This is a genomic window from Microbulbifer sp. ABH2_005 (genome assembly GCF_056160005.1).
Genome location: NZ_JBSWWI010000001.1, coordinates 3,741,752 through 3,768,335, shown reverse-complemented (window position 1 = coordinate 3,768,335; position 26,584 = coordinate 3,741,752). Strand labels below are relative to the sequence as shown.

25 protein-coding genes are annotated in these 26,584 nt (G+C 52.5%); 18 read left to right on the top strand and 7 right to left on the bottom strand.

Going from position 1 to position 26,584, the window contains the following annotated elements; genetic code table 11:
- The first annotated feature begins 195 nt into the window (after positions 1-195).
- Both galU and ACXAFI_RS16280 read left to right on the top strand, forming a co-directional pair.
- Entirely contained in the window at positions 196-1,044 is an 849-nt protein-coding gene (gene galU / locus ACXAFI_RS16285) for a UTP--glucose-1-phosphate uridylyltransferase GalU (protein ID WP_475109639.1), read from the top strand.
- Positions 1,045-2,394, top strand: coding sequence for a phosphohexomutase domain-containing protein (locus ACXAFI_RS16280; RefSeq protein WP_475109638.1), 1,350 nt, complete (start codon positions 1,045-1,047; stop codon positions 2,392-2,394).
- Between the two features lie 136 nt (positions 2,395-2,530).
- On the opposite strand, the gene ispB is transcribed toward ACXAFI_RS16280, so the two are convergent.
- Complete coding sequence (gene ispB, locus ACXAFI_RS16275) at positions 2,531-3,493, bottom strand: octaprenyl diphosphate synthase (protein ID WP_475109637.1); 963 nt, start codon at positions 3,491-3,493, stop codon at positions 2,531-2,533.
- Positions 3,494-3,741: 248 nt separating this feature from the next.
- Here ispB and rplU point away from each other — a divergent pair, with 248 nt between their 5' ends.
- The 4 genes from rplU to proB all read left to right on the top strand — a co-directional run bounded on the left by rplU (position 3,742) and on the right by proB (position 6,990).
- Positions 3,742-4,053 (top strand): 50S ribosomal protein L21, encoded by a 312-nt coding sequence (rplU, locus tag ACXAFI_RS16270; RefSeq protein ID WP_152451207.1) that lies wholly within the window; start codon positions 3,742-3,744, stop codon positions 4,051-4,053.
- A gap of 17 nt (positions 4,054-4,070) precedes the next feature.
- Positions 4,071-4,328: a 50S ribosomal protein L27 gene (gene rpmA, locus ACXAFI_RS16265; RefSeq protein WP_073277572.1), complete on the top strand. Its 258-nt coding sequence runs from the start codon at positions 4,071-4,073 to the stop codon at positions 4,326-4,328.
- 199 nt (positions 4,329-4,527) lie between these two features.
- Entirely contained in the window at positions 4,528-5,733 is a 1,206-nt protein-coding gene (gene cgtA / locus ACXAFI_RS16260; protein ID WP_475109636.1) for an Obg family GTPase CgtA, read from the top strand.
- A 135-nt stretch (positions 5,734-5,868) separates the two neighbouring features.
- Complete coding sequence (proB, locus tag ACXAFI_RS16255; protein ID WP_475109836.1) at positions 5,869-6,990, top strand: glutamate 5-kinase; 1,122 nt, start codon at positions 5,869-5,871, stop codon at positions 6,988-6,990.
- Between the two features lie 70 nt (positions 6,991-7,060).
- Here the strand turns inward: proB and rpsT are convergent, their stop codons facing one another.
- From rpsT to ACXAFI_RS16230, 5 genes are all read right to left on the bottom strand, one after another.
- Positions 7,061-7,327 (bottom strand): 30S ribosomal protein S20, encoded by a 267-nt coding sequence (rpsT, locus tag ACXAFI_RS16250; RefSeq protein ID WP_020411431.1) that lies wholly within the window; start codon positions 7,325-7,327, stop codon positions 7,061-7,063.
- 142 nt (positions 7,328-7,469) lie between these two features.
- Entirely contained in the window at positions 7,470-9,503 is a 2,034-nt protein-coding gene (locus tag ACXAFI_RS16245; protein WP_475109635.1) for an ATP-binding protein, read from the bottom strand.
- 65 nt (positions 9,504-9,568) lie between these two features.
- Positions 9,569-10,258 (bottom strand): proteobacterial dedicated sortase system response regulator, encoded by a 690-nt coding sequence (gene pdsR / locus ACXAFI_RS16240; RefSeq protein ID WP_152451215.1) that lies wholly within the window; start codon positions 10,256-10,258, stop codon positions 9,569-9,571.
- Between the two features lie 240 nt (positions 10,259-10,498).
- A complete protein-coding gene (locus ACXAFI_RS16235; protein WP_475109634.1) occupies positions 10,499-11,185 on the bottom strand; it encodes an OmpA family protein in 687 nt (228 codons plus the stop codon).
- A 155-nt stretch (positions 11,186-11,340) separates the two neighbouring features.
- Positions 11,341-11,478, bottom strand: coding sequence for a hypothetical protein (locus ACXAFI_RS16230; protein WP_172975300.1), 138 nt, complete (start codon positions 11,476-11,478; stop codon positions 11,341-11,343).
- A 175-nt stretch (positions 11,479-11,653) separates the two neighbouring features.
- Here ACXAFI_RS16230 and murJ point away from each other — a divergent pair, with 175 nt between their 5' ends.
- The 6 genes from murJ to ispH all read left to right on the top strand — a co-directional run bounded on the left by murJ (position 11,654) and on the right by ispH (position 19,178).
- On the top strand, positions 11,654-13,264 hold the full coding sequence (gene murJ, locus ACXAFI_RS16225) for a murein biosynthesis integral membrane protein MurJ (RefSeq protein WP_475109633.1): 1,611 nt from the start codon (positions 11,654-11,656) through the stop codon (positions 13,262-13,264).
- 126 nt (positions 13,265-13,390) lie between these two features.
- Positions 13,391-14,374, top strand: coding sequence for a bifunctional riboflavin kinase/FAD synthetase (gene ribF, locus ACXAFI_RS16220; RefSeq protein WP_475109632.1), 984 nt, complete (start codon positions 13,391-13,393; stop codon positions 14,372-14,374).
- Positions 14,375-14,423: 49 nt separating this feature from the next.
- Positions 14,424-17,228: an isoleucine--tRNA ligase gene (gene ileS / locus ACXAFI_RS16215; RefSeq protein WP_475109631.1), complete on the top strand. Its 2,805-nt coding sequence runs from the start codon at positions 14,424-14,426 to the stop codon at positions 17,226-17,228.
- Complete coding sequence (lspA, locus tag ACXAFI_RS16210) at positions 17,221-17,748, top strand: signal peptidase II (protein ID WP_444920974.1); 528 nt, start codon at positions 17,221-17,223, stop codon at positions 17,746-17,748. Before ileS ends, lspA begins: the two co-directional genes overlap by 8 nt.
- Before the next feature lie 6 nt (positions 17,749-17,754).
- Positions 17,755-18,195, top strand: coding sequence for an FKBP-type peptidyl-prolyl cis-trans isomerase (locus ACXAFI_RS16205; RefSeq protein WP_152451225.1), 441 nt, complete (start codon positions 17,755-17,757; stop codon positions 18,193-18,195).
- 50 nt (positions 18,196-18,245) lie between these two features.
- Entirely contained in the window at positions 18,246-19,178 is a 933-nt protein-coding gene (gene ispH / locus ACXAFI_RS16200; RefSeq protein WP_475109630.1) for a 4-hydroxy-3-methylbut-2-enyl diphosphate reductase, read from the top strand.
- Positions 19,179-19,213: 35 nt separating this feature from the next.
- Here the strand turns inward: ispH and ACXAFI_RS16195 are convergent, their stop codons facing one another.
- On the bottom strand, positions 19,214-19,729 hold the full coding sequence (locus tag ACXAFI_RS16195) for a GspH/FimT family pseudopilin (protein ID WP_475109629.1): 516 nt from the start codon (positions 19,727-19,729) through the stop codon (positions 19,214-19,216).
- Between the two features lie 190 nt (positions 19,730-19,919).
- On the opposite strand from ACXAFI_RS16195, the gene ACXAFI_RS16190 reads away from it, so the two are divergent.
- Genes ACXAFI_RS16190 through ACXAFI_RS16165 form a run of 6 tightly spaced genes read left to right on the top strand, consistent with a single transcriptional unit; the run spans position 19,920 to position 26,480 of the window.
- The gene (locus ACXAFI_RS16190) at positions 19,920-20,486 is read left to right on the top strand and encodes a GspH/FimT family pseudopilin (RefSeq protein ID WP_475109628.1); all 567 of its coding nucleotides are present in this window, start codon (positions 19,920-19,922) and stop codon (positions 20,484-20,486) included.
- 1 nt (position 20,487) lies between these two features.
- Positions 20,488-20,925 carry a type IV pilus modification protein PilV gene (gene pilV, locus ACXAFI_RS16185; RefSeq protein WP_475109627.1) on the top strand — a complete coding sequence of 146 codons (438 nt, stop codon included), beginning with the start codon at positions 20,488-20,490 and terminating at the stop codon, positions 20,923-20,925.
- A gap of 10 nt (positions 20,926-20,935) precedes the next feature.
- Positions 20,936-22,015 carry a PilW family protein gene (locus ACXAFI_RS16180; RefSeq protein WP_475109626.1) on the top strand — a complete coding sequence of 360 codons (1,080 nt, stop codon included), beginning with the start codon at positions 20,936-20,938 and terminating at the stop codon, positions 22,013-22,015.
- A gap of 15 nt (positions 22,016-22,030) precedes the next feature.
- A complete protein-coding gene (locus ACXAFI_RS16175) occupies positions 22,031-22,579 on the top strand; it encodes a pilus assembly PilX family protein (protein ID WP_475109625.1) in 549 nt (182 codons plus the stop codon).
- The gene (locus tag ACXAFI_RS16170; RefSeq protein WP_475109624.1) at positions 22,570-26,037 is read left to right on the top strand and encodes a pilus assembly protein; all 3,468 of its coding nucleotides are present in this window, start codon (positions 22,570-22,572) and stop codon (positions 26,035-26,037) included. Before ACXAFI_RS16175 ends, ACXAFI_RS16170 begins: the two co-directional genes overlap by 10 nt.
- Positions 26,038-26,048: 11 nt before the next feature.
- A complete protein-coding gene (locus ACXAFI_RS16165) occupies positions 26,049-26,480 on the top strand; it encodes a type IV pilin protein (RefSeq protein WP_475109623.1) in 432 nt (143 codons plus the stop codon).
- Positions 26,481-26,584 lie beyond the last annotated feature (104 nt).

Genomic DNA, 26,584 nt, shown 5'->3' with positions numbered 1-26,584 from the left:
GCTTGTCCAGTCAGTCAAAATTATTTTTGTGACTGTCGTAGTAATTACTTTCACAACATCTTATATGATCAATTGTGTAGAGCGCTGACACATCAGAGGAATTTGGCGTCATCCTTTGTAAGTGAACTCTCTTTTTAGCTATGTTAAGTTGCCGCCGGCGCGGGGGTGCGCTTGTTTTTGATTATGGGGAGCGCAATGCTTAAGAAATGTTTATTCCCGGTTGCCGGTTACGGTACCCGTTTCCTGCCAGCCACTAAGGCTATGCCGAAAGAGATGCTGCCGCTCGTGAACAAGCCATTGGTGCAGTACGGTGTGGAAGAGGCCATCGAAGCCGGCCTGACAGAAATTGGCTTTGTTACCGGGCGCGGTAAGCGTGCCATCGAAGATCACTTCGATACCAATTACGAGCTAGAGCACCAAATTGCTGGGACCGGTAAAGAGCGCTACCTAGACTCTGTACATAAAGTGATCGATAGCGCCAGCTTTTCCTATACTCGCCAGGGTGAAATGCGCGGCTTGGGTGATGCGATATTGCAGGGGCGCCGCCTGGTGGGAGATGAGCCATTTGGGGTAGTGCTGGCGGATGACCTGTGCCTGAATGATGACCTGGGTGTACTCTCGCAAATGGTGCAGCTCTATAAGCAGTTCCGCTGTTCCATCGTTGCCGTCGAGGAGGTGCCGATGGAGCAGATTCATAAGTTTGGTGTGATTGCGGGCAATGAAATCAAGCCGGGTCTGTATCAGGTAACGGATATGGTGGAAAAACCGGCTGTTGAAGACGCGCCGAGTAATAAGGCGATTATCGGTCGCTATATCCTCACCCCAGATATTTTTGATCTGATTCGTGATACCCCGCCGGGTAAAAATGGGGAAGTACAAATTACCGATGCGTTGCTGACCCAGGCGCGCCAGGGTTGTGTTCTTGCTTACGCCTTTAAAGGACGGCGCTTTGACTGTGGCTCGGTGGAAGGGTTTATTGAGGCCACTAACCACGTCTTTGAAAATGTGTATCTGCCGGAACAAGCTGCCCAGGAGAAAAAATAAGTGTCAGAGCTGACCTGCTTTAAAGCCTATGATTTGCGCGGCCGTGTACCTGATGAGCTGAATACCGAAGTGGCTTATCGGGTGGGGCGGGCATTTGCCCAATTTTTGCGGGCGAAACGTGTCGTGGTTGGCCATGATATTCGACTTACCAGTGGTGAGCTGACAGACGCCCTGGTGAATGGTTTGCGCGATGCTGGTACCGATGTCTTCCACATTGGTGAGTGCGGCACTGAAGAGGTGTATTTCGCCACTTTCCATGGTGATTTTGATGGTGGTATCTGTGTGACCGCCAGTCATAACCCCATGGATTACAACGGCATGAAGTTTGTTCGCGCGGGTAGTAGGCCGATTAGTGGCGATACCGGTTTGCTCGATATCAAACGCTTGGCTGAAGAGAATGATTTTGCCCCTGTTGCGGAGCGCGGGAGCCTGCAGCGTTTTGAGCACCGTGCAGATTTTGTGAAGCACTTGCTTGGCTATGTCGATAGCAAAGCCCTGAAGCCCCTAAAGTTGGTGGTCAATGCGGGCAATGGTGGTGCGGGTGCCGTCGTCGATGCACTGGCGCCGCACTTGCCGTTTGAGTTTGTGCGGGTGCATCATCAGCCAGATGGCAACTTCCCCAATGGGATTCCCAACCCGCTCCTGCCGGAAAACCGCGCTTCTACTGCAGAGGCGGTGCGGGAGAGTGGTGCTGACTTTGGTATTGCCTGGGATGGTGACTTTGATCGCTGTTTCTTCTTCGATGAGAACGGCGATTTTATCGAGGGCTACTATGTGGTCGGCCTGCTTGCGGAGGCCTTCCTGGTGAAGCACAAGGGCGCCAAAGTGGTTCACGATCCGCGCCTGCTGTGGAATACAGAAGATATTGTGCGTGCTGCTGGGGGTGAGCCAGTCCAGAGCAAAACTGGCCATGCCTTTATCAAGGAACGCATGCGCAAAGAAGATGCCATTTATGGTGGTGAGATGAGTGCACACCATTATTTCCGTGACTTCGCCTACTGCGATAGTGGCATGATCCCCTGGCTGCTGGTGGCGGAGCTGGTCAGCCGTAGCGGTAAGACTCTGTCCCAGTTGGTGGGAGAGCGTATGGCGGCTTTCCCCTGCTCGGGTGAGATCAACTCCAAAGTGCAGGATGCGGCAGCGGTGATTAAAGCTGCAGAGGAAAAGTATGGTGCAGATGCACTCAGTGTCGAGCATGTGGATGGTCTGAGCGTGGCTTATGCCGAGTGGCGCTTTAATTTGCGCATGTCCAATACTGAGCCGGTGATTCGCCTCAATGTTGAGTCCCGCGGGGATAAGGCTTTGATGCGTGAGAAGACCGAGGAACTGCTAAAGCTGATTCGTTCATGATCTCCAGCTTATCTCTGAATAGGCTTTAAGAGCTGCCGCTTTGAAGTCAAAAAAGCCCCATAAAATGGGGCTTTTTTAATGGGTGTTACCTCGAGAGATCTGGCCCCCTCGTATCTAGGGCGATACTCCGAGCTCGCTAGACATTTCTCTCCACGGCAAAGCTGGCTAGTTGCTGTAGTGCAGTTTTTTGATCACTCTCGGGTAGGAAATCCAGCTGAGCTTTGGCATCCTCCACAGCAGTACGGGCCCGCTCCATGGTGTAATCCAGTGCTCCGCAAGCCTCGATAGCCTCGACAATTTCCGCCAGTTTTGCCGCGCTGCGCTGTTCAATGGCTTCCCTTACCAGGGCTGCCTGGTTTTCGCTGCCATTGGCCATGGTATAGATCAGGGGCAGTGTGGGCTTGCCCTCCGCCAGGTCGTCGCCGACGTTCTTGCCTAGCTCTTCCGGGTTGCCGCGGTAATCCAGGGCGTCATCCACCAACTGAAATGCGAGGCCCAAATGACGCCCGTACAGTTTCAAGGCGTTTTGCTCCTCGGCGGAGCATTCGGCCAAAACCGCGGCTGTCTCACAGGCCGCTTCAAACAGTGCTCCAGTCTTCTTATAAATTACACTGAAATAGTTTTCCTCGCTGACCTCTGGGTCGCCTGCGTTTACCAGCTGCTGTACCTCGCCTTCGGCAATGGTGTTGGTGGTGTCGGAGAGGAGTGCCATGATGCGCATGTCCTGCAGGGCAATCATCATCTGGAAAGCGCGGGAGTAGAGGAAGTCTCCCACCAAGACGCTGGGTGCATTGCCCCACTTGGCATTGGCGGTGAGGCGGCCGCGGCGCATATCGGAGGTATCCACCACATCGTCATGAAGTAGAGTGGCGGTGTGGATAAATTCGATAATGGTGGCCAGATCAATATGGCTCTCATCTCGGTAGTTACAGGCCCTGGCACATAGCAGCACTAATAGGGGGCGCAGGCGTTTGCCGCCGGCCTCAACCAGGTAGTGGCCTATATTTTCCACCAGGGGGACATCCGAGTGCAGTTGGTCGAGAATACGCTGGTTGACCGCGGCAAAGTCTTCGGCGGCGACCCGGTGAAAAGGCAGCATTTGAGAGTTCCTTAATACGACTAGACTAGCGCCGCCGAAGGCTCGGGCGGCGGAGGGTCGCTATTGTATCAACCCGGCGAATTGATTAGAATCTGCGCCCCGTCGATTGTGGGCTCCGCGGTTTTTAGAGCCGATGGTACCGCCGGCGAAATAGATGTTAAACAACACGGCGCAAGTTCCCGAAATGCGGAGCAGTGACTGAATAGTCCTCCCGCTGCTTCGTGTCGTCCATATCGGAGCATAGAAATATGTACGCTGTTATTGAGAGCGGTGGCAAGCAACACCGTGTAGAAGAAGGTGAAGTACTTCGCCTGGAAAAGCTGGAAGTAGCTACTGGCGAAACCATCGATTTCGACAAAGTGCTGATGGTCGTTGATGGCGACACAATCAACATCGGCGCTCCCGTTGTAGACGGCGCTAAAGTATCTGCTGAAGTGGTAAGCCACGGCCGCGGCGAGAAGGTGAGAATCATCAAGTTCCGTCGTCGTAAGCACTCCATGAAGCGCCAGGGCCACCGTCAGTGGTACACCGAAGTTAAAATCACTGGCATCAAGGCATAAGAGAGGAGTAACGACTCATGGCACATAAGAAAGCTGGCGGTAGTACGCGAAATGGTCGCGATTCCGAGAGTAAACGCCTGGGCGTGAAGCGCTTTGGCGGCCAGTCTGTAGCAGCAGGCAACATCATCGTTCGTCAGCGTGGCACCAAATTCCACGCCGGTGTTAACGTTGGTATGGGCAAAGATCACACCCTGTTCGCCACCGCGGACGGCGTTGTGAAGTTCGAAGTTAAAGGCCCCAATAACCGCAAGTTCGTTTCTATCGAAACTGCCTAAGCGGTCACAAGCCCTAGCTTCATAAAAAGCCCCGCTATTGCGGGGCTTTTTTGTTGGAAAAGTCCCGATAGTACAGTGGCGGGAAGCTGGGGTGGCAGGTGCCTGCGTGGGGCGGCTTGTCGGCTGGTATGATGAATATGATGGTAGGTGCGAATATGTGCGCACCGGATGAGACAACCGCTGTGGCGGTGGAGTGATTATGAAGTTTGTCGATGAGGCGCCCATCTTTGTGCAGGCGGGTAAGGGTGGCAATGGCTGCCTGAGCTTCCGCAGAGAAAAGTTTGTAGAAAAAGGTGGCCCGGATGGTGGTGACGGCGGCGATGGCGGTTCCGTCTATTTAGAGGCCGATGACTCCCTTAACACCCTGGTAGACTACCGTTACCAGCCCCGCTATGCCGCTGAAAGTGGTCAGCCCGGCCGCGGGCGCAATTGTACCGGGGGCAAGGGCGAAGACCTTGTCTTGAAAGTACCCGTGGGTACTACCGTGATTGACGTGGATACTGGCGAGGCCATCGGCGATATGACCCGGGCGGGTGAACGCCTGCTGGTCGCCCAGGGAGGCTTTCACGGCCTGGGTAACACACGCTTTAAGTCCAGTACCAACCGGGCCCCCCGCCAGACCACTAATGGTTCTGAGGGTGAGTTCCGCAACCTGAAGCTGGAGCTGAAGGTGCTCGCAGATGTTGGGATGCTGGGGTTGCCCAATGCCGGCAAGTCCACGTTTATTCGGGCGGTATCTGCAGCTAAGCCCAAGGTGGCCAATTACCCCTTCACGACCTTGGTGCCAAACCTGGGGGTGGTTCAGGTGCAGAAGCACCGCAGTTTTGTGATTGCCGATATTCCAGGATTGATTGAGGGGGCAGCGGAAGGAGCGGGTCTGGGTATCCGGTTCCTCAAACACTTAACCCGCTGCCGAGTGTTGCTGCACCTGGTGGATTTGGCGCCATTTGACGGTTCAGACCCGGTGGAGAATGCCCGCGCTATCGAGCGTGAGCTGGCTACTTTTAGTAGTACTCTGGCTGATCGCGAGCGCTGGCTGGTGCTGAATAAGACCGATCTGGTGCCGGCTGCTGAGCTGGAAGAGCGCTGTCAGTCGGTTGTGGATGCGTTGAACTGGAAGGGGCCGGTATTCCGCGTGGCGGCTATACGCGGTGAAGGCACCGATGTGCTCAGTGGCCGTTTGATGGACTACCTGGAAGACCGTCAAGAACAGGAAGATCGCGATCCGGAGTTGGCCGAGGCCGAGCTGGAGGCGCAGCGCCAGATGCAGCGCGAAGCCCGCGAGCGCATTGAGGAGCTGCGGGAGAGCCACCGCGCCAAGCGCAAGGCTGCGAAGGGTCTTGTGGATGATGATGAAGACTGGGACGATGACGACCACGATGTCGATATCGAGTACCGCCCTTAAAATTGTACCTTTCCGGCGGCATGCTTTGCCGCCGGGTAGAGTTTCAGTCGGCTCCAGGTCTTTTCGGCAAATAAATTGATCACTCGATAGGCCCCGAGGGGCCGGTGTCCAGGGGGAAGTATGGGCTCCGTATCAATGTCCCGTAGGGGGCTTTCTAAGGGGCAGCGCTGGGTGGTGAAGATTGGCAGTGCCTTGCTCACTGACAATGGTCGCGGCGTCAATAGTGTGGCCATTTCCGCCTGGGTGGCACAGATCGCCGAATTGCGCCAGCAGGGGATTGAAGTGGTGTTGGTTTCCTCCGGGGCGGTTGCCGCGGGTATGGATCGCCTCGGCTGGCATCGCAGGCCGGAATCGATCCATCAGCTGCAGGCCGCCGCAGCGGTAGGGCAGAGCCATCTGGTGCAGGTTTATGAGCAGGCTTTTGGCCGCTTCGATATCCGCAGTGCCCAGATTTTGCTGGATCACGATGATCTCTCCAATCGCACCCGCTACCTCAATGCGCGTAGTACGCTGCGAACCTTGCTCTCTTTGGGGGCTGTACCGATCGTCAATGAAAACGATACCGTCGTAACCGATGAGATACGTTTTGGGGATAACGATACTCTGGCGGCGTTAGTGGCGAATCTTGTGGAGGCGGATACCCTGCTGATTTTGACCGATGCCGACGGACTCTTTACCGAGGATCCCCGCGATAACCCCGATGCGGAGCTAATTGGTGAGGCGTCGGCATTGGATTCCAGGCTGCTGGGAATGGCAGGGGACTCCCGCAGTGGCCTCGGGCGCGGTGGTATGACCACCAAGGTGCGCGCAGCACAACTGGCCGCTCGCTCTGGAGCCTGCACCGTGATTGCGGGAGGTGCCAGGGAGGAAGTAGTCACACGGGTATGGAAGGGGGAGGCCCTGGGTACTCTCCTGCTGCCCGAGGCGGGCCCCCTGGCAGCGCGCAAACGCTGGCTTGCCGGGCAGCTGCAGGTCCGCGGCAGTCTCACCCTCGATAGTGGTGCTGAGAAGGCGTTGCGCGATGGCGGCAAAAGCCTGCTATCCGTTGGGGTCACTGAGGTGCAGGGTCGCTTTCACCGGGGAGACTTGGTTTCTTGCCGTAATAATGTGGGGCAAGAGGTCGCCCGCGGCCTGGTGAATTACGACAGTAGTGAGAGCGCCAGGATTCTCGGCCAGTCATCGGAGCGCTTTGTCGACCTGCTCGGCTATCGTGATGACGACGAGCTGATACACCGGGATAACCTTATCCTGCTCTAGTGGCAATGCCGATTTTCAGGCATAAAAAAACCCCGCAATGCGGGGTTTTTTGTGTCTGCTACCTAAAGAATTAGGCGGCCAGAGCTTTAACCTGAGCGTTCAGGCGGCTCTTATGACGAGCGGCTTTATTCTTGTGAATAATGCCTTTGTCTGCCATACGGTCAATAACGGGAACCGCTTCTGCGTATGCAGTTTTTGCTTTTTCCGCATCGCCGGCATCGATGGCCGCAACTACCTTCTTGATGTAGGTGCGCACCATGGAGCGCAGACTGGCGTTATGCATGCGGCGCTTGTCGTTTTGGCGCGCGCGTTTCTTCGCTTGAGGTGAGTTGGCCACCGGTTGCTCCTGTCTGGAATCTATAAATCTGTAACTAACAGGCCCTGGGGCCCGATCGGGACGCGACATTATCCCCACAGCTGGTTGTTTGTCAACCATCTGCGCAGACGCCTTGCGCTTTACTTTCAATACCGGTGCTAGGTTAGCGGCTCGGCAGCTTCAGGCTGAACTCTACACCGCTATTATCAACACGATTTCGGGCCTCCAGGCGGCCCTGGTGAAAGTCAGCGATCAACTTAGCGATATGGAGGCCAAGGCCCAAATGCCCGGCGTTGTCGCCCTCCTTGCGCACCGATACCAGTGAATCGAACAGCTTGTGAGCATAGCCATTGGGTAGCAGTGGACCGTCGTTACTCACACTGATCAGGTAGCCGTCCTTTTCACTGCGGGCTAAAAGCCGGATTTCACTGCCCTCTGGGGCGAAGCTGCAGGCATTATCTACCAGTTTATCTAATAGCTGTGCCAATAGCTCCGGGGCCCCCTCGCAGAAAAGCTCGCCGTCGGGTTTGTTCAGTGAAAAGCGGTGGCGAGGGTGGGCATCGCTGTAGCATTGCACCATGACTTCCAGCAGGTCTGCTAAGTCAAAGTGCTCGCGCTCTGCCTGGCGAATACTGGCTTCCAGGTTGCTGGCTGCGGAGAGACTGTTGAGGATTCCGGATAGGCGGGCACTGCCATCCATCGCGCGCTCTGCATAGCGACGGCTATCTTCATCCAGTTCGCCTGCGGAGAGATTGTCGAGGGAGGAGCGCACCACTGCGAGAGGTGTACGCAGCTCGTGGGACAGCTTACTGGCAAGGGTGCGCAGATATTGGTGATACTGGTCCAGCTCTCCCAGAAGGCTGGCAAAGGCGCGGTTGAGTGCGCCCAGTTCATCACTGGCGGAGGAGCGGGGGAAGTTGCCGCGCAATTTGCCGCTACTGTCGATCGCATTGCGTGCGGCGCGGTGCAGTTTTCGAATACGCCACGACAGCCAGCTGGCGTAGCCCAGTAAAAACAGCAGTGCGATTGCCGCTGCCGCACAGCTAATCAGCCACAGCCGGTGCGCGGCGCCCTCGGTTACCGATTGCATGACCTCGGCGGATTGCAGTACGAGTACCCGTCCTAATAGTGGTCGTTCTATGACTTCATCAGCTCGGGTAATCACGGGCACACTGACTGCGCCTATACGCGACTGTAGTGGCCCGCCAAACCACTGCTCTGCCGTATCGCGCCCTATACCGTTGCTGAGAGGTAGGTCATTTTCGAGCAGTCTTGGTAGCTCTTCCCTGGCGAGTAACTTGCGGTAAATCCAGCTGCGCAGCCAGGGCCGAGGTGCGCTCTCCTCTGCATCAACCTCTTGTGGTTGGCCATTACTGGCAAGCAGGAATCCCTCGCTATCTACGACTGCCAGGCGCAGGCCTGGGCGGGCAAAGTGATCGAGTTCTTGTTGTAACTCAGGCAGAGGGGCAACTAAACGCCCTGGTTGGCCATCGGCGGGAAGGGTGCTGGCGCTGTGGATTGGTGTCGCACCGTTGCTATTGGCGCGGTCCTGTACTCGAATGGACAGGCCGCCACCGGTGAGCGCATAGGGAAGGGTGAGCTCTAGTTGATACCCTTTGGGTGAGGTGGTCCAACGCCCGCGCAGGCGTAGTTCGCGTTGGTAATCACCTTCGCGTGGGTTGTGCCACAAAGCCTCGACCGGGCCCCGACTCGCCACCGGCAACAAGTAATGGCGCCCGCTGGTAAACAGTTCGACAGTATCCCCTCCCGCGAGCAGATTTGTGCGAGGGTCTCGGTAGGCGGGGGTCTCATCACTAACCGTTAGCAGTAGGTAGATCTGATCCTCGAACTGGCCGAGGGTGATTTGCGCTTGGGGCATGAGCTGCTCATTGAGTAGTTCCCGAGGTGCGAATTCCCAGGGGCGCCAGTCATCCCCGTAGCCATCCACGACCGGAGGGTGGGAAAGTGGATTGAGGTAGAGTTGGCTGCCCGGTGGGCGCGCGTGGCGTGCGGGGTCTGGGGCAATTAGCTGCGGGGCGCTTGCCAGGCGCGCGGCAATCGCCGCAGCTGTGGCCTCGAGGGCCTGCAACTGGCCCTGTGCCAGTGCCGCATCCACCTGGCGGAGGTATTGGCAGCCTGCCCAGGGCAGGGCCAGCGCCACAAGGCTCACCAGCAGGAGTTGACGGCGAAGTTTCATGTATGAGCTCTCGAAATACTGTGGGCCGGCAGGTGTGCTGTTAGGGTTTTCCGCTGTAAGGGCTATTAAAGCTGCCAGCGATATCCCATGCCATAAGCCGTGCCTATAGCGTTAAATTCACTATCCAGGGCCTGAAATTTCTTGCGGATCCGCTTTACATGGGAAGTAATGGTGTTGTCGTCCAAAACTACTCGAGCGGCCTCCATTAACTGGCTGCGGGATTTCACATGTCCGGGGCGTTTGGCCAGGGCGTGGACTATCCAGAACTCCGTGACAGTAAGGTCCACTGCCAGCCCGTTCCAGTGGCAGTGCAATCGGGAGATATCCAGCTCCAGCTTACCCTGGGTCAGGCTTTCTCCTTCATTGCCCTGATCGCGTAGTACGCTGACCCGGCGCAGCAACGCGTTGATACGCGCCTGCATATGGGGTAGGGAGATATCCTTGGTGAGGTAGTCGTCGGCGCCGAGGCGCAGGCCGGAAATAATATCCAGCTCAGAATCCCTGGCGGTGAGAAACAGAATTGGCAAGCTGGGGGCCATGGCACGCAGCTCCCTGCACAACTCAAAGCCGCCTTCTACTTCGCTACCCAACCCGACGTCGATAACGGCAAGATCTGGCAGTCGCTGGCGAAAAGCCTCCATGGCCTCAATCCTTGCGCTGTAGAGATCGACTCGATAACCACTGCGGCGCAGTGCATCGCGGTAATTTTCGGCGATGGCGCGCTCGTCTTCGACAATAGCGATAGTTGCACTCATGGTTGATTCCGACGGCTTCCTTTGTGGCGGAGAATCATGCACGAAATTGCAGCTTATTGGCAAAAAGGCGGGCACAAATGGCCCGCAAACAACAGGGTTTCTTTCAGGGGGAGAATTTTGGCGTATTTGTAATCCGCCTAATATATATGCAACTAGGTGCAACAGCGATTTGAAGTCGCCTTGCGCAGCCGCGAGGATTTGTAGTCCATCGCGGCGTTTTGCCGTGGGGCTTGGCAGTCTTTAGAAGTGTCCGGCCATGGCTTCCGGCAGAGAGAAGCGGATATCCACACGACGCTCCATGGCATAGGCGTCAACATCCCCTTTGGGTGCCTGGGAGTAGGTGGCCCCCATGGCTTGACGGCTGATTCGGGAGGCGTCGATGCCCAGGGAGATCAGTGCCTGCTCAACACTCAGGGCGCGCTGGTCGGACAGCACGTTGTTGTAACCATCGCTGCCCCTTGGGTCGGCATGTCCCTCAAGATGGATCTGCAGATGGGGGTGACGTTTCAGAAAGTCAGCCATGGCATTCAGCTGTTGAAGCTGGGTGGTCTGAAGCTCGTCTTCTCCGGTGGTGAATAGCATCTGGAATTGCAGTGAATCCAGTGCCACTTGACTGGCATCATTCGCGGACAGTCGAGCCGCATCCAGTTGCTGTGCCAGGTTGCTGAGCTCTGCACGGCTCTCTGTCAGTTGTGTTGCCAGCATATCTGCCTCTTCTGCTTGCTTGACCTGTTCGCCGAGCCAGGCACCGCCGATTGCACCGGCGATAAATCCGACTGGGCCCCCTACAGCGGCACCGGCAACGGCTGCCGTGGTAAAGACCGTGGCCTGTTTGGCCGGGGTCAGTTTTGATTCATTGAGTTCACTCGCCTGGGTACCAGAGGCGATCAGGGAAGTCAGGGCTGCAACCAGTAATGCTTTTTTCATTGCTACTCTCCTTGGAGGCTTTCTTTTTTACTCGGTGGGCTGTGTGTTTGGCCCGTTTGAGTGTTATTAAAAAGCTCCAAGGTGGCGCTGGCGGGGCGCAGTAGTGGCAAACTACCGCGCAATTGTGGCGAAATGTGGCAACCGGTGGTGTCCTGTTATTTCAGGCGGTGGTAGCGCCGGTCGCGGGGCGAATCTACGCGGACACGAACTCGCTGTGGGCGGGGGCCGCGCATTATCGCAATGTAAAGCACAATCGCCAGTGCCAGGGCAATAATCAAAGCGTTAATGGTCATCCTGTCTTCTCCCCGCGCCACCGGTTCCGTGGGACGCGTAACTAGCTCACAGCTAGTATAGGCTCGCGGGCTCCAGGTCGTAGGAGCACACAATTACCCATGTCTCCATGGTTTCCGTGGAATTGCGGTAGACTTGCCGGCCAGCAGGTCTCGCCCAAATCCAGGAGTCACAGCGTTGTCCCAGTTGCCCCCAACCCAAGACCAACCCACTGAAAAATCCGGTACGTCCAGACTTCTGCGCGGCAGCTCGGTGGTGGGGGCTGCGACTATGCTGTCCCGGGTTGCCGGCCTGGCCCGGGATATGGCACTGGCGCGCTTTGCCGGGGCAGGGGACGCCGCCGATGCCTTTTTTGTGGCCTTCAAGATCCCCAACTTTTTCCGCCGCTTGTTTGCTGAGGGCGCTTTTGCCCAGGCATTTGTGCCGGTTCTTGCGGAGTATCGCCAAAAGGGAGGAATTGCCGCAGCGCGAGCACTGAATGACCGGGTCGCGGGTGCGCTCGGCGGTGTCCTGTTACTGGTTACTCTATTTGGCGTGCTGTGCGCGCCAATAGTGACCGGAATTTTTGCTTTTGGCTGGTGGTGGGACGGCAGCGAAAGAGAGAAGTTCGATCTTGCCGCCGGTATGCTGCAAATTACTTTCCCCTACCTGATGCTGATCTCTTTGGCGGGCTTCACCGGGGCCATCCTGAATAGTTTCGACCGCTTTGCTATCCCGGCATTGACGCCGATCATGCTGAATCTGGTATTGATCGGTGCGGCAACGGTGGGTACGGCTTGGTTCGATCCAGAGATTCTGGCCCTAGCCTGGGGTGTGCTTTTCGCCGGGCTGGTGCAGCTGCTATTCCAGTTGCCTTTTTTGGCGCGTGAGGGGTTACTACCAAGGCCCAAGTGGGATTGGAGCCATCCGGGGGTCCGTAAAATCCTGCGCTTGATGGCTCCGGCGATTTTTGGCGTCTCAGTCACACAAATCAGCCTGGTGTTGGATACCCTGTTGGCCTCATTCCTGCCCAGCGGCAGTGTTTCCTGGCTGTATTTTTCCGATCGCCTGACCGAATTACCGCTGGGTGTATTTGGTGTGGCTGTGGCCACGGTGATACTGCCGAGCCTGTCCCGCCTGCACAGCGATGGAGATCCGCGCCGCTTCCGCCATACCCTTGACTGGGCGCTGCGCAGCGTCACGATTATCTCTCTGCCTGCGGCGGTAGCACTGGTGGTGCTGGCTGAGCCACTGTTGACCACACTCTTTCAGTACGGCCAGATGCAGCCCCGCGATATGCAGATGGCGGCCTGGTCCCTGAGAGCCTATGCCCTGGGGCTGTTGGCTTTTATGTTGATCAAAGTGTTGGCGCCTGGCTATTTCGCCCGTCAGGATACCTATACACCGGTACGCTTTGGCTTGATCGCGATTTCAGCCAAGATGGTGCTGAGTCTCCTGTTTGTTATTCCGTTGGATCATTATTTTAAGCTTGGCCATATGGGGTTGGCGCTGGCCACTGCCTGCCAAGCGGCGATTAATGCCTGGTTGTTGTACAAGGGCTTACGCAGGGACGACGTTTATGTGCCCGAGGCTGGCTGGGGGCGCTATCTGTTGCGATTACTCGCAGCCAACTTGGCGATGGTGGCTGTATTGATGGGGCTTCTCCACGTCTGGGAGGCCTGGAGTGCTTGGGGCTGGTTCGAGCGCGCCTGGCGTATGGGGGTGATAGTGGCCGCAGGAGGCTCGGCCTATCTTCTGGCCCTATTTGTTTCAGGCCTGCGCCCGGGTCATTTCCGCGCTACAAGCTAGCTCGCTACTAGCTACTAACTATAAGCCCCGTAATGACGTTTATCGCACGGGGCCAGTAGCCACTGGCCGCCCGGTGGGAATCCGCTATACTGTGCGGCTCGATTTTATGAGGATGGGAAGATCGTTTTGGCCCAGGAGCGCGAACTAATTCGCGGGTTGCACAACCTGCGCCCCCGCCACCGGGGATGCGTGGCGACGATCGGCTCGTTCGATGGTGTACATCTCGGTCACCAGGCAATTATTGCCCAGCTGCAACAGCGAGCGCTGGAGCGGGGCCTTCCCTCGGTGGCCATTATATTTGAACCCCAGCCCCACGAATTCTTTTCTGGTGAGAAAGCTCCCGCGCGCTTGATGCGTTTCAAGGAAAAGGTGCTGGCACTGTTCGACGCGGGCGTGGATCGGGTTTTGTGCCTGCAGTTTAATGAAACCCTGCGCGGACTCAGTGCCGAGGCTTTTATCCAGCGGATATTGCTCGACGGCCTGGGCATTCGCCACCTGGTGGTTGGCGATGATTTTCGCTTTGGCTGCGACCGCAGTGGTGACTACCAACTCCTGCAAAAGATGGGTTCGCAGAGCGGCTTCAGCGTGGAGGATACTGCGACTTTGGAAATACGCGGTGCTAGGGTCAGCAGTACCCGTATTCGCGAAGCCTTACAGGACGGCGATTTCCAGTTGGCTGAGGCCCTCTTGGGGCGGCCCTACAAGATAACCGGTAGGGTAGCGCCTGGGCGTTCACTCGGCCGTCAGCTGGGTGCGCCCACGGCCAATGTACGCCTGCATCGCTACCGCTCCCCCTTGGTTGGCGTTTATACGGTGCGCACCACTGCCACCGATAGTTCTGAACTCGCCAGTGGGCGGCGAGAAATAGATGGCGTAGCCAATGTGGGATTTCGCCCCACTGTAGAGGGGGAGGGCGCGCGTCCTCTGCTGGAGGTAAACCTGTTTGATTTCAACGGCAATCTCTATGGGCGGGAACTCGCCGTGGAGTTCTGCCACAAGTTGCGCAACGAGGAGAAGTTCGCCTCGTTGGATATTCTCAAGGCTCGTATCGCCGAGGATATCGATAATGCCCGGCAGTGGTTTAAACAAAACCCTCGACCGCATCCATAAACTGAGACGACCTAATTTATTTTTCTACTAGAGCTGAAGTAGACATCCAATGACTGATTATAAAGCGACCCTGAATTTGCCTGAGACCGACTTCCCCATGCGTGGCAATTTGCCGCAGCGTGAGCCGGCAATTCTGAAAAAATGGCAGGACAACAAGCTCTACGAAAAAATTCGCGAGGCGCGCGCCGGGCGCGAGCAGTTTATTCTGCACGATGGCCCTCCCTATGCGAATGGCGATATTCACATTGGTCACTCAGTTAACAAGATTCTTAAAGACATCATTATTAAGTCGAAAACCTTGAGTGGTTTCGATGCTCCTTACGTACCTGGGTGGGACTGCCACGGCTTACCGATCGAACACCGTGTAGAGAAAAAAATCGGCAAGGCCGGAAGTAAAGTGGACCACAAGACTTTCCGCCAGAAATGCCGCGAGTATGCCGCCAAGCAGGTGGAAGGGCAGAAGAAAGATTTCGTGCGCCTGGGAGTGTTTGGCGAATGGGACAATCCCTACCGCACCATGGATTTCCAGTTTGAGGGCGACATTATTCGCGCTCTCGGCCGCGTGGTGAAAAATGGCCATCTGGCGCGTGGTTTCAAACCTGTGTACTGGAGTGTGGTGGGCGGTTCTGCGTTGGCGGAAGCGGAAGTGGAGTATCAGGATAAAACCTCTTATTCCATCGACGTCTGCTACCCGGTAAGTGAAGAGGCGGATCTGGCCATAGCCGATGCCTCTGGTGGCCACGCGGGCGAGGGCCCGCTGTCGGTGGTCATTTGGACTACAACACCCTGGACCCTGCCTTCGAGCCAGGCGGTTTCCGTAAACGGCGAACTGGAATATGTGGTGGTACAGGCGGGCAAACGTCGTTTGCTGGTTGCGGAAGCGCTGAAGGATGCGGTTCTAGCTCGCGCAGGCTTCGAAGGGGAAGTTGTGGGGCGCATTCGCGGCGCCGCCCTGGAGCATCTGAAAGTGCACCACCCGTTCTACGAGAAGCTGCTGCCAATCGTCCTCGGCGATCATGTTACCACCGATGCCGGTACCGGCTGTGTGCATACAGCCCCGGACCACGGCCCGGATGACTTCCAGGTAGGCAAGCGCTACGGCATTGAAACCCTAAACTACATTGATAATAACGGTGTCTACCGCGACAACGTGCCGCTGTTTGCCGGCGAGCATGTTTACAAAGTGGATGACAAGATTGTTGCATTACTAGAGGAGCGTGGTGTGCTGCTGCACAAGGGCAAGCTGGAGCACAGCTACCCGCATTGCTGGCGCACCAAGACACCACTGATCTACCGTGCGACCCCTCAGTGGTTTATCAGCATGCAGCAAAATGACCTGCTGGAGCAGGCGCAGAAAGCGGCAGATGACGTGCTGTGGATACCTGGCTGGGGCAAGGCTCGTATCGATTCTATGCTCAATGGCAGTCCAGACTGGTGTATCTCCCGCCAGCGTACCTGGGGAGTGCCTATTGCCTTGTTCGTGAACAAAGAGACCCACGAGCTGCACCCGGAGTCCCCGGCACTGATGGATAAAGTGGCCGCTTTGGTCGACGAAAAAGGGATGGACGTCTGGTTTGATCTAGATGCCCGTGATCTTCTTGGTGATGAGGCGGAACACTACGAGAAAGTGACCGACACTCTCGATGTCTGGTTCGATTCTGGCGTGACCCATTACGCCGTGTTGGAGCGCCGCGAAGGTCTGCGCTTCCCAGCTGATCTCTACCTGGAAGGGTCCGACCAGCATCGCGGCTGGTTCCAGTCCTCCCTGAAGACCTCCATCGCTATCAATGGCTGTGCACCTTACAAGCAGGTTTTGACCCACGGTTTCACCGTGGATGCCCAGGGACGCAAGATGTCGAAGTCTATCGGCAATACTGTCGCCCCCCTGGATGTGATCAACAAACTGGGTGCAGATGTCCTGCGACTGTGGGTATCGGCCACCGACTTCAGTGGTGAAATGGCCGTTTCCGACGAAATTCTCAAGCGCACCGCAGATTCTTATCGACGCTTGCGCAATACCGCGCGCTTCTTCCTGTCGAACCTGGCTGGTTTCGATCCGCAGAAAGATCTGTTGCCAGAAAATGAATTGCTGGCGCTGGATCGCTGGGCGCTGGATAAAGCTGCGCATCTGCAGGACGAGATTTTGGCGGCCTACGATAATTACCAGTTCCACCAGATTTACCAGAAATTGCATAACTTCTGCGTAGTGGAAATGGGTGGTTTCTATCTGGATATTATCAAGGACCGTCAGTACACCACCAAGGAAGACAGTATCGCGCGCCGCTCGGCACAGAGTGCGCTCTACCATATTGTGCAGGCATTCGTGCGCTGGATAGCACCGATTCTGAGCTTTACCGCTGAGGAGTTGTGGCAGTTTATTCCAGGTAACAATGCCGATAGCGTCTTTATTGAAGAGTGGTATCCACTGCCCAAGTTGCCGGTAGAGGCCAATAAAGGTGCAGAATACTGGGCCGTAATGGCCGAGGTAAAAACGGCGGTAAACAAGGTATTGGAAGAGCAGCGTGCAGCCGGAGCCATCGGTGGATCCCTACAGGCTGCGGTTACTCTATATGCCAATGATGACCTGCGCGAGAAATTACTCGAGCTGGAAAATGAGCTGCGCTTCGTGCTGATTTGCTCCTCCACTTCAGTGCAGCCGCTCAGCGATGCGGGGGGCGCCGAGGCTACCGAGCTTGAAGGCCTTAAAATTGGTGTGAGTAAGGTAGATCACCCCAAATGTGCGCGCTGTTGGCACTATCGTGCAGATGTGGGTGAGAACAGTGATTACCCGGATATATGCGGTCGCTGTGTAGAGAACGTGACTGGTAAAGGCGAGGTAAGGCACTATGCCTAAGACCAATTTGCTGCTCGGCCATCCCTGGCGCTGGTATTGGCTGGCCCTGGCTGTTGTGGTTCTAGATGTCGCCACTAAGGTTTGGGCCGTGGGTGAATTTATGCACGGCCCAGCGGTGCAAATAATTCCGGGGTTTCTGCAGTTTACCTATGCGGAAAATTACGGCGCAGCGTTTAGCTTCCTGTCTGATGCAGGGGGCTGGCAGCGGTGGTTTTTTGGCGTGATCGCAATGGTCTTTAGCATTGTTGTCACTATTTGGCTGTGGCGTTTGCCAGCGCTAAAGCGTTGGGAACCCTGTGCCCTGGCCCTGATTCTTGGCGGCGCCCTAGGTAACCTGTGGGATCGTATTTTGCTGGGGTATGTACGGGACTTTATTTCCGTGTACTACGGCAGTTGGCATTTCCCTGTGTTTAATGTGGCGGATATGGGCATCAGTATCGGCGCAGCCATGCTGGTAATAGAGTTGCTTTTCTTTGCAGAAAAAGACGGCGACAAGACAAAAAATAACGCGGAAGTTTAACGAACCATGAGTAATAGCGTTATCGGCGAACACAGCCGCGTAACTCTGCATTTCAGCCTTAAGCTGGATGACGGTACCGAAGTGGATTCTACCTTTAAAGGCGATCCCGCCTCTTTTAGTGTGGGGGATGGCAGTCTCCTGCCGGGCTTTGAAAAAGCCCTGTTTGGTCTCAAGGCCGGCGATGAAGCGGAAATTGAAATTCCCCCCGAGCTGGGTTTTGGTCAGCGCAACCCGGCTAATATGCAAAAGGTTCGCCGCGATAGCTTTTCTCCAGATATTGAACTGGAACCTGGCTTGGTTGTGTCTTTTGACAATGGCAGTGGTGAATTGCCGGGAGTAATTCGCGAGATTGAAGAAGATGAAGTGACCGTTGACTTCAATCATCCCTTGGCAGGGCAGACGCTGAACTTCCATGTAAAAATCATCGCAGTGGATTCAATTCAATAGGGCAATTTTTCACCCTTTGAACTGGTTATCGAAAGAGTGCTGAAGTAAAAATGCAAATCCGACTGGCTAATCCCCGCGGCTTCTGTGCCGGCGTCGACCGCGCGATTGATATCGTCAACCGCGCCCTGGATGTTTTTGGAGCGCCCATCTATGTGCGCCACGAGGTGGTGCACAACAAGTTTGTGGTGGAGAGCCTGCGCGAGCGCGGTGCCGTGTTTGTGGATGAGTTGTCGGAAGTGCCCGATGATGTCATCGTTATTTTCAGTGCTCACGGCGTATCCAAGGCCGTACAGCAGGAGGCGGAAGATCGCAATCTGCGCGTGTTCGATGCCACCTGCCCACTGGTTACCAAGGTGCACATTGAAGTCAGTAAGTTCAGCAGCGATGGCGCCGAGTGCATACTGATCGGCCACGCGGGCCACCCGGAAGTGGAGGGCACCATGGGCCAGTACGATGGGGCCGCCGGTGGCGCTATCTATCTGGTCGAAGATGAGGAGGATGTGGCAAGTCTACAGGTAAAAGACGAGAACAACCTCGCCTATGTAACCCAGACCACACTCTCCATGGACGACACCGCCCGTGTGATCGACGCCCTGCGCCAGCGTTTCCCCAACATCCGCGGCCCACGCAAAGACGACATCTGCTATGCCACCCAAAACCGCCAGGACGCCGTGCGCCAGCTCGCCCTGGAGAGCGATATGGTGTTGGTTGTGGGCAGCCCCAATAGCTCCAACTCCAACCGTCTGCGTGAATTGGCCGAGCGCTGCGGCGCTGATGCGAAATTGATCGACGGCGCCGCGGATATCGATGCCGATTGGTTCACCGGCAAACAATCCATCGGTATCACCGCCGGCGCCTCGGCTCCAGAGGTGCTAGTGCAAGAGGTGATCGGCAAACTGCAACAGCTCGGCGCCAGTCTGCCTGAAGAGATGGACGGGCGTGAGGAGAATATTCGTTTTTCTCTGCCCAAGGAGTTGCGTTAGCACTTTTCTAAATTCTGATAACTGTGAGAGCTCTCTTAGGGACAGTTATCGATATCTGATTTTTCAATCCGCATTCGCCCACTTCGCGATAAGATTAAAGCTTGCGCGGTTTCAACTTCTTGAGCACAGACTTGTAATGTTCCAGCTTGGAATGCTCCTAATGATGGGCCGGTTTTCCGGCTTTCCCCTGAGCTTATAAAAGAAATATAGTTTTTCACTGGTGAATTAGGCGTTATGTGCACGCCTTCCAAGGCTCCTCTCTTGAGTATCAAGAGTTCATCATCACTCCGTATTCCGTCATTATCTGGGTCGATAAAAATCTCCCAGCCCATTTCCCAGCTACCAAAGTTTCGCATAGTTGCCCTTTGATTATGTGTAATAGCTTTGGTGCGGGTTAATTGAACAGCATTAAACAGCTCTTCGGTTGCCGTTTTTAAACGAGTCTCTTGAATCATCGGAATAAAGCTTGGTGCTGAGATCATCATAAGTACTGCCAATACGGTGAGCACAATCATTAACTCGAGTAATGTGAATCCCTGTCTATTTGACATACATATCACCATTCCTTGAAGTAGCTCTCTTTTTGAGGACCATTAAACCCTGAGAAAAAGCCGCTTGTCGGTCTCTAATAGAGATAAGCAAATGAGAATGCTAAGTTTCAAACTATACCGTCGGGTGGCCTTTAACTGCTAGATGCTTGGCGGGTGAATGAACGCAGTTTAAAGATAAATCGAGGAAATAATGCTTCGTAAGCGATTTATAAATGTTCATGGGGAAAAGCAGATTCAAAACGGCTTTACTTTAATTGAGCTGATGGTGGCTATGACGGTGTTCGCGATTGTAGCCTCGGTCGCTATCCCAAGTTTTACAGATATGATTAACAATTACAGGTCATTTACATTAGCCGATGATTTTATTAATGCACTAAATTATTCTCGCAGTGAGGCGGTGAAACGCGGTACTAATGTATCAATTTGTGCAAGTAGTGATGGGGCTAATTGTGCTGGATCCAATAAATGGTCTGAGGGTTGGATGGTTTTTGTTGATGGAGCCCTAACAGAAAAAGCTGGCACTCCTGTTGTTGAGAACGTATTGCGTAGTTGGGATTTTAAGGGTGAAAATGCTGTGATTGGTGTTACCCAGAATGGGACAACCAATTTTGTGCGGTTTACCGGTATGGGGGTTTTAGGTCGGTTTGTTCGTACAAGTATCAGTATAAAAACATCTAATTGTACTGGGGATAGTGCAAAAAATATTGTGCTTACTAGCTCCGGGGTTATTTCGGCATCTAAAACAAGCTGTGAGTGACATGAAAAAAATTAATGCACAGTATGGCGTTGGTCTTATTGAAGTAATGGTAACAGTGTTGATTTTATCAACCTCTTTACTTGGTTTGGCAGCTTTGCAAAGTAGAGCAATTCAATATAACCATAGTGCTTACATGCGATCCCAGGCCAATGTTCTAGCTTATGATTTGCTGGACCGAATTAGGGCGAGCAGAAGCAGGATTGCTGATTATGATCTGGGTATTAATGAAGCGCCGCCTGCTACCAGTGCCTCTCAATCACAAAATGATTTAATAGAGTGGCGGCAGGTTCTTGCCGAGAGACTGCCCGGAGGCACGGGTGGTATCGCGTGTGATGTAAGCAATGTATGCACAGTGACTATCCAGTGGGAAGAGCACGATGCAACAGGTGCCGAAAATAATGCAGATATTAGTAATTTTCAGTATATGACAAGAATTTAGAGGCAAGCAGATGCGCAAGCAGAGGGGGATATCCCTGGTTGAGTTGATGGTATCAATTACCGTGGGGTTAGTGCTTTTAGCTGGAGTGACCCAGCTTTTTTTGTCTAGTAACTTAACTTTTAGTACTCAAAATGCAATGTCGCGGGTTCAGGAAACTGGGCGACTGGCGATAGAGTTTCTAAGTGAAGATATTCGGATGGCGGGTTATATGGGTTGTGCCAGCCTATCTGATAATAATAGTAGCGCAACGTTTAAAAGCTACCTGAACCGCAGTGATGAAATAGGTTTTAGATATGATGTCGCTGTGGAAGGTATGGACTCAGAGAAGAATGTTGCCGGATTTCCGGTAAATATTGAAAAACAAACTGACGCGATCTTGATACGTAGCGCTTCAGCTAATGGGGCGGGCGTTGCTCAAATGACTGATCCAACACAGGTATTTGTTGAGAATACTGGAGTTGAAGTCGGGGGCTGTGCGGACGGCTCAGATAAATATAGCGGATTCTGTTTAGGAGATATAGTTACGATTTCCAGCTGTGGCTATGTGAGAGTTTTTCAGGCAACAGGCTTTGTGGGTAGTGGAAGTAGCGAGTTTATAGCGATTCAGCACTCAGATGCCTCCTCTTTTAAGCCCGGCAATAAGTTAGCAGTATGGGAAGATCAGGTCTTAAACGGAGAGAGTTATATTGGGTCTGATGGACAGGTTATTGCTATGACATCTACCTTCTATTATATCGCTAATGGCACCTCAGGACGCCCCAGCTTATTCAGGGAGGTTAATAGTGAAGTTAATGCTGACCCGCAGGAATTGCTCGAGGGTGTCGAAAATATGCAGATCACTTATGGAATAGATGAGAATGGTGATGATGTCATTGACTCCTATAAAACTGCAAATCAAATAGCATCTCCTGATGAGTGGAGTGAGGTGGCCAGCGTTCGCCTCGATTTACTGGTAGCTAGTGTGGAAGATAATGTTTTACAGGAAGCACAGCCCTATACCTTTAATGGACAACAAGTAAATGAGCCCGGCGACCGTCGTTTGCGTCAGGTTTTTACCAGCGTTGTAACAATAAGAAGCCGGGTACCCTGATTGGTAAGGATCTTTATGAGTAAAGAAATAAATTTTTCTAAACAACAAGGAACTACTTTGTTGGTTGGCTTGGTCATGCTGTTATTAATGACTTTTATAGGCCTTGCTGCAATCAGGGGAAGTGGAATGCAGGAGCTTATGGCCGGTAATATGCGTGATCGTCAACTGGCTTTTCAGGCAGCGGAGTCTGCATTGCGTGTGGCTGAGAACGAGTTAGAGGAAAAACTAAGAGCCAGTATCAATACTGCTTTTAACGGTAGTACTTTAGGTTATGGTGAAGAGCTGGATGGGTCAAAAAATGGTGGATTCTGGTTGGATTTTAATTGGAAAAATACATCCGTAGAAACCACTTTAGGGTTGGAGCATGTGGCCAGCCAGCCAGTCTATGTCGTTGAGAGAGTCACCAGTGAAGCAAGTAATACAGGTGAGACTGGCGGTGGAATTGATTTCGAGTCGGCAATTAAAGAGGATCGGGCTCGACACTACCGGATTACTAGCCGGGGTGTGGGTGGTACAGAAAATACTGTTGTGATCCTGCAGTCCAGTCTGAAGTCATGGCAGTAAAAGAGGGTATTATGTTATTTAGTTTCAAGAATTTTAAAATTCAATCTGCCATTGTTGCCGCATTTTTGGCTTTTGGATGTGTGCATAGTGCTCATTCTTTAACACTTTCTCAGCAGCCACTATTTTTAAAAACGGGTGCCGATCCGAATATTATGTTTATTCTGGATGATTCCGGCTCTATGCAGTTCGAAGTTACACCTTCAGAAGCTTCATATATTTTCGATCCTGAAGTAAGTGACCACTGGCCATATCGAACTGTGATGTATGTGTACCCTAATAGCGCCTTGAACTCAAATGGCAGTTTTCCTGGTTGCCCTTATGCTGAGGGTAAAACGGATAGTTGTGATTATTGGGATGGAAGGTATGGCAGATTGATTCCATCCTTCAGTGAGGATAATCGGTGGGCGGCCTACTTTAGATCCCCTCACAATAACAAAACTTACTATGATCCCAGTATTCGCTATACTCCCTGGGTTGATAAAGATGGCAATGAATATCCTGCAGCAGAGCCCACAAAAGCATACCATAACCCCAAAAATACTGGTAAAGGGTGGAGAAACTTAACTGTATATAATTATCAGACTGCCTGCTGGATTGCAGATGATGCTAATGAGAGTACGCCTACTCAGTATAACAATGGCAGGTGGGGGCTCTGTGAGAATGGGTCACGAGATAGTTATCAATATTTCTATCCAGCTACTTACTTTCAATACGACGGCGCTGGAGATGTAACCGAAAGCGATAGTTATTCTCGTGTGGAAATTAAGTCTACTAGAAATAGTTATCCCCGCAGTGAGGCTCGCACCGACTGTGCAGCTCAGGGGTATTGTACTTATGTGGAAGAGATCAATAACTTCGCGAATTGGTACACCTATTACCGCTCTCGTGCACTATTGTCACGAGCAGGAATTGGTCAAGCTTTTTCAAGGCAAACTGAGGATTTACGCGTTGGCTTCGGTACTCTGAACACAGGTTCAAGAATTCTTGATAATAATGAAGATAAAACTGAAAAAATTGTTACAGGTGTGCGCGCTTTTTCTGGGGAAGATCGAGAATCTTTTTTTGAGAATCTTTATGGTGTCGATATTCCTCAAGCTGGCACTCCGCTTTTAAAAACGCTTGAGGTGGTAGGAGATTATTTTAGCAGGACAGATAACTATGGTCCTTGGGCCGGAGAGCCAGGCACTAATGATACCAGTTCTCAGGTCGCCTGCCGGGCTAGTTATACAATACTAATGACCGACGGTTATGGTAGTGACTATGGTGACAGAGGCTTTGGTAATGTCGATCAAAGTGACGGAAACCCATTTCAAGATGCCCACTCGGATACTCTGGCTGATATTGCGAGGTATTATTGGAAGAATGATCTACATTCTGGCCTAGATAATAAGGTTGATATCCAAGGTGACCCAGCCAACTGGCAGCATATGGTGACATTTGGTGTTAGTCTTGGTGTCACCGGTAGTGTAGAGCCTAAAAGTGCCTTTGATGCTATCAAGGATGGTTCTTCGATTAATTGGCCAAATCCCCAAAATAGTGATGCTGCAAAGCTAGATGATTTACTTCATGCGGGAGTAAATAGCCGAGGAGGGTTTTACAGTGCAGCAAATGCGACTCAGTTTGCTTCTCAACTTTCTGACTTACTCGATGCAATTAAAGGTAAGGGGGGCTCATCATCATCAGTTGCTGCTAACTCAACTAGGCTGAGTACCGATACTGCTATTTTTCAGGCAGTCTTTAATCCAGAGGGTTGGACTGGGGAAATTAAGGCAATAAAAATTAATGATGACCGAACACTATCGGATACCCCTCTTTGGAGTACATCAACAGAGGGTAAGATTCCGACAAGTAACCGTAAAATAATTACTTTTAATGGTAATGATACGGTGGATTTTTCCTGGAAAAATCTCACAAAAGACCAAAAGTCCGCTTTAAAGTCTGGTGATGATAAATCTGCAGGAAAGGATAGGTTGGAATGGTTGTATGGAAAGAGTGTTGATGGCCTGCGTGAAAGAAGTGTATTGCTCGGGGATGTGGTGAATGCTAGTCCAGTAATAGCCAGTAATAACGACCAATTCTTTAAGCTTCTGCCAGAAAGTTTGGGGGGCAAGAGTTATCAGAATTACCTTGAGGTAAAAAAAGAGGGGCGCTCTGAGCTATTATATGTAAGCTCTAATGATGGAATGCTGCACGCTTTTAATTCTGAAACTGGGCAAGAGAAATTTGCTTATATTCCCTCAGCCATTTTTTCAAAATTAAAGAATTTATCCGAGAAAGATTACGGCTCTCCTGAAAATCCACATCAATATCTGGTGGATGGCCCTCTGTTTGTAAGTGATGCCTATTTTGATAAAAATGGAGGGGGCAGCCCTGAGTGGATAAATGTTTTAGTGGGTACCTACGGTGCTGGCGCAAAGGGTTTGTTTGCGCTGGATATTACAGATCCTGATAATCCTGATGTACTCTTTGAAATAGATGGCTCTCACTCAGATATAGGAAACATCCTAGGCCGTCCATTAATAGCCCCAACAGCTACTGGGTGGAAAATTATATTTGGTAATGGCTATAACTCAACAAATGATGAGGCGAAATTAGTCATCCTTGATTTGGAGGATCCCTCTGATCTTCAAATTGTTGCGACCAATGGGAGTGGTGGAAACGGTCTGGCAGGGCCTTCACTGTTGATTGATTCCAACAGGGTAGTGCATGCTGCTTATGCTGGTGACCTTGAAGGGAATATGTGGAAATTTAAGTTGGCTAATAATACATGGGAGCTGGCATATGCAGGAAATGCTCCATTATTTAAGGCCGTCGATCCTAATGGTAATGCCCAGCCAATCACCTCAACTCCTATCCTTGGCGCCAATGGTGAAATGGAAGATGCTATTATGGTGTACTTTGGCACCGGTCAGTATTTGACTTCCACAGATAAAACTGCAGGCAGTATCATTCATAGCTTTTATGCGATAGTAGACCAAGGATCAAGCATATCCACTACCGATCGCTCAGAGTTAATGGAGAAAATAATCGTTGAATCTGGTGGTTCCAGGGATATTACCAATGATGCCGTGACCACATGGTGGTCAAATAAGAAAGGCTGGTATTTAGATTTTAATACAGGCGCTTCCTCAATAACTGGAGAGAGAGTGATTAGTAAGCCTTTACTGATAAATGATCGCTTAATTTTTCCAACACTGATCCCATCCACTGACCCCTGTGCAGCCGGTGCGTCAGGCTGGATTATGGAGTTAATAGCTTTGGGTGATCCTAAATTTGCAAATGGCTCTTTGATAGGAGGGGCTGAAGAGCGCGACGAGGCAATTATCGCGTTTTCAGATGTGATTAATTCCGGTGATAAAATTATTATCCCTTATGTGGATCTTGGTGGCGACAGTGGAATAAAAGAACTGACGCCAATTTTAAAGCACAAGAGAATATCATGGCGACGAATTCGCTAATAGGAGGTTTCGTGAAAACAAAGCATAATAGAAATTGCTCTGGGTTTAGCTTGGTAGAGCTAATGGTTGTAGTTCTTATTGTTGGAATTATCAGTGCTGTAGCTATCCCTTCCTATATGGATATGATACGTGAGAGTAATCGAACGGATGCAAAAACTATTCTAAATGATGTTGCTCATAGATTGCAGCGCTGTTTTACAACTTATAGTGCGTACAATAGCGGGAATTGTGCCGTAGCAGCATCTGTTACTGGTGGGAACAGTGTTGAATCTGAAAAAGGCTACTACTCTGTCACAGGTGTTATAGCTGCTGCGAGCTTTGACCTCACTGCACAGCCCGTTGCAGGGAAGAGCCAAAGTAAAGACAGTGAATGTACCACGCTTAAACTCGATGAAGCGGGTGTCAGGGCCGCAACGGGATCAAATACTGCTGAGTGTTGGTAAGGTACTTATTATTAATTTAGTTTTAAATTAAATTAATTTAGTTTTAAATTAAATTAATTTAGTATACATTCTGTGGTTCTAAAGAAGCCAAAGGGGTACCGCAT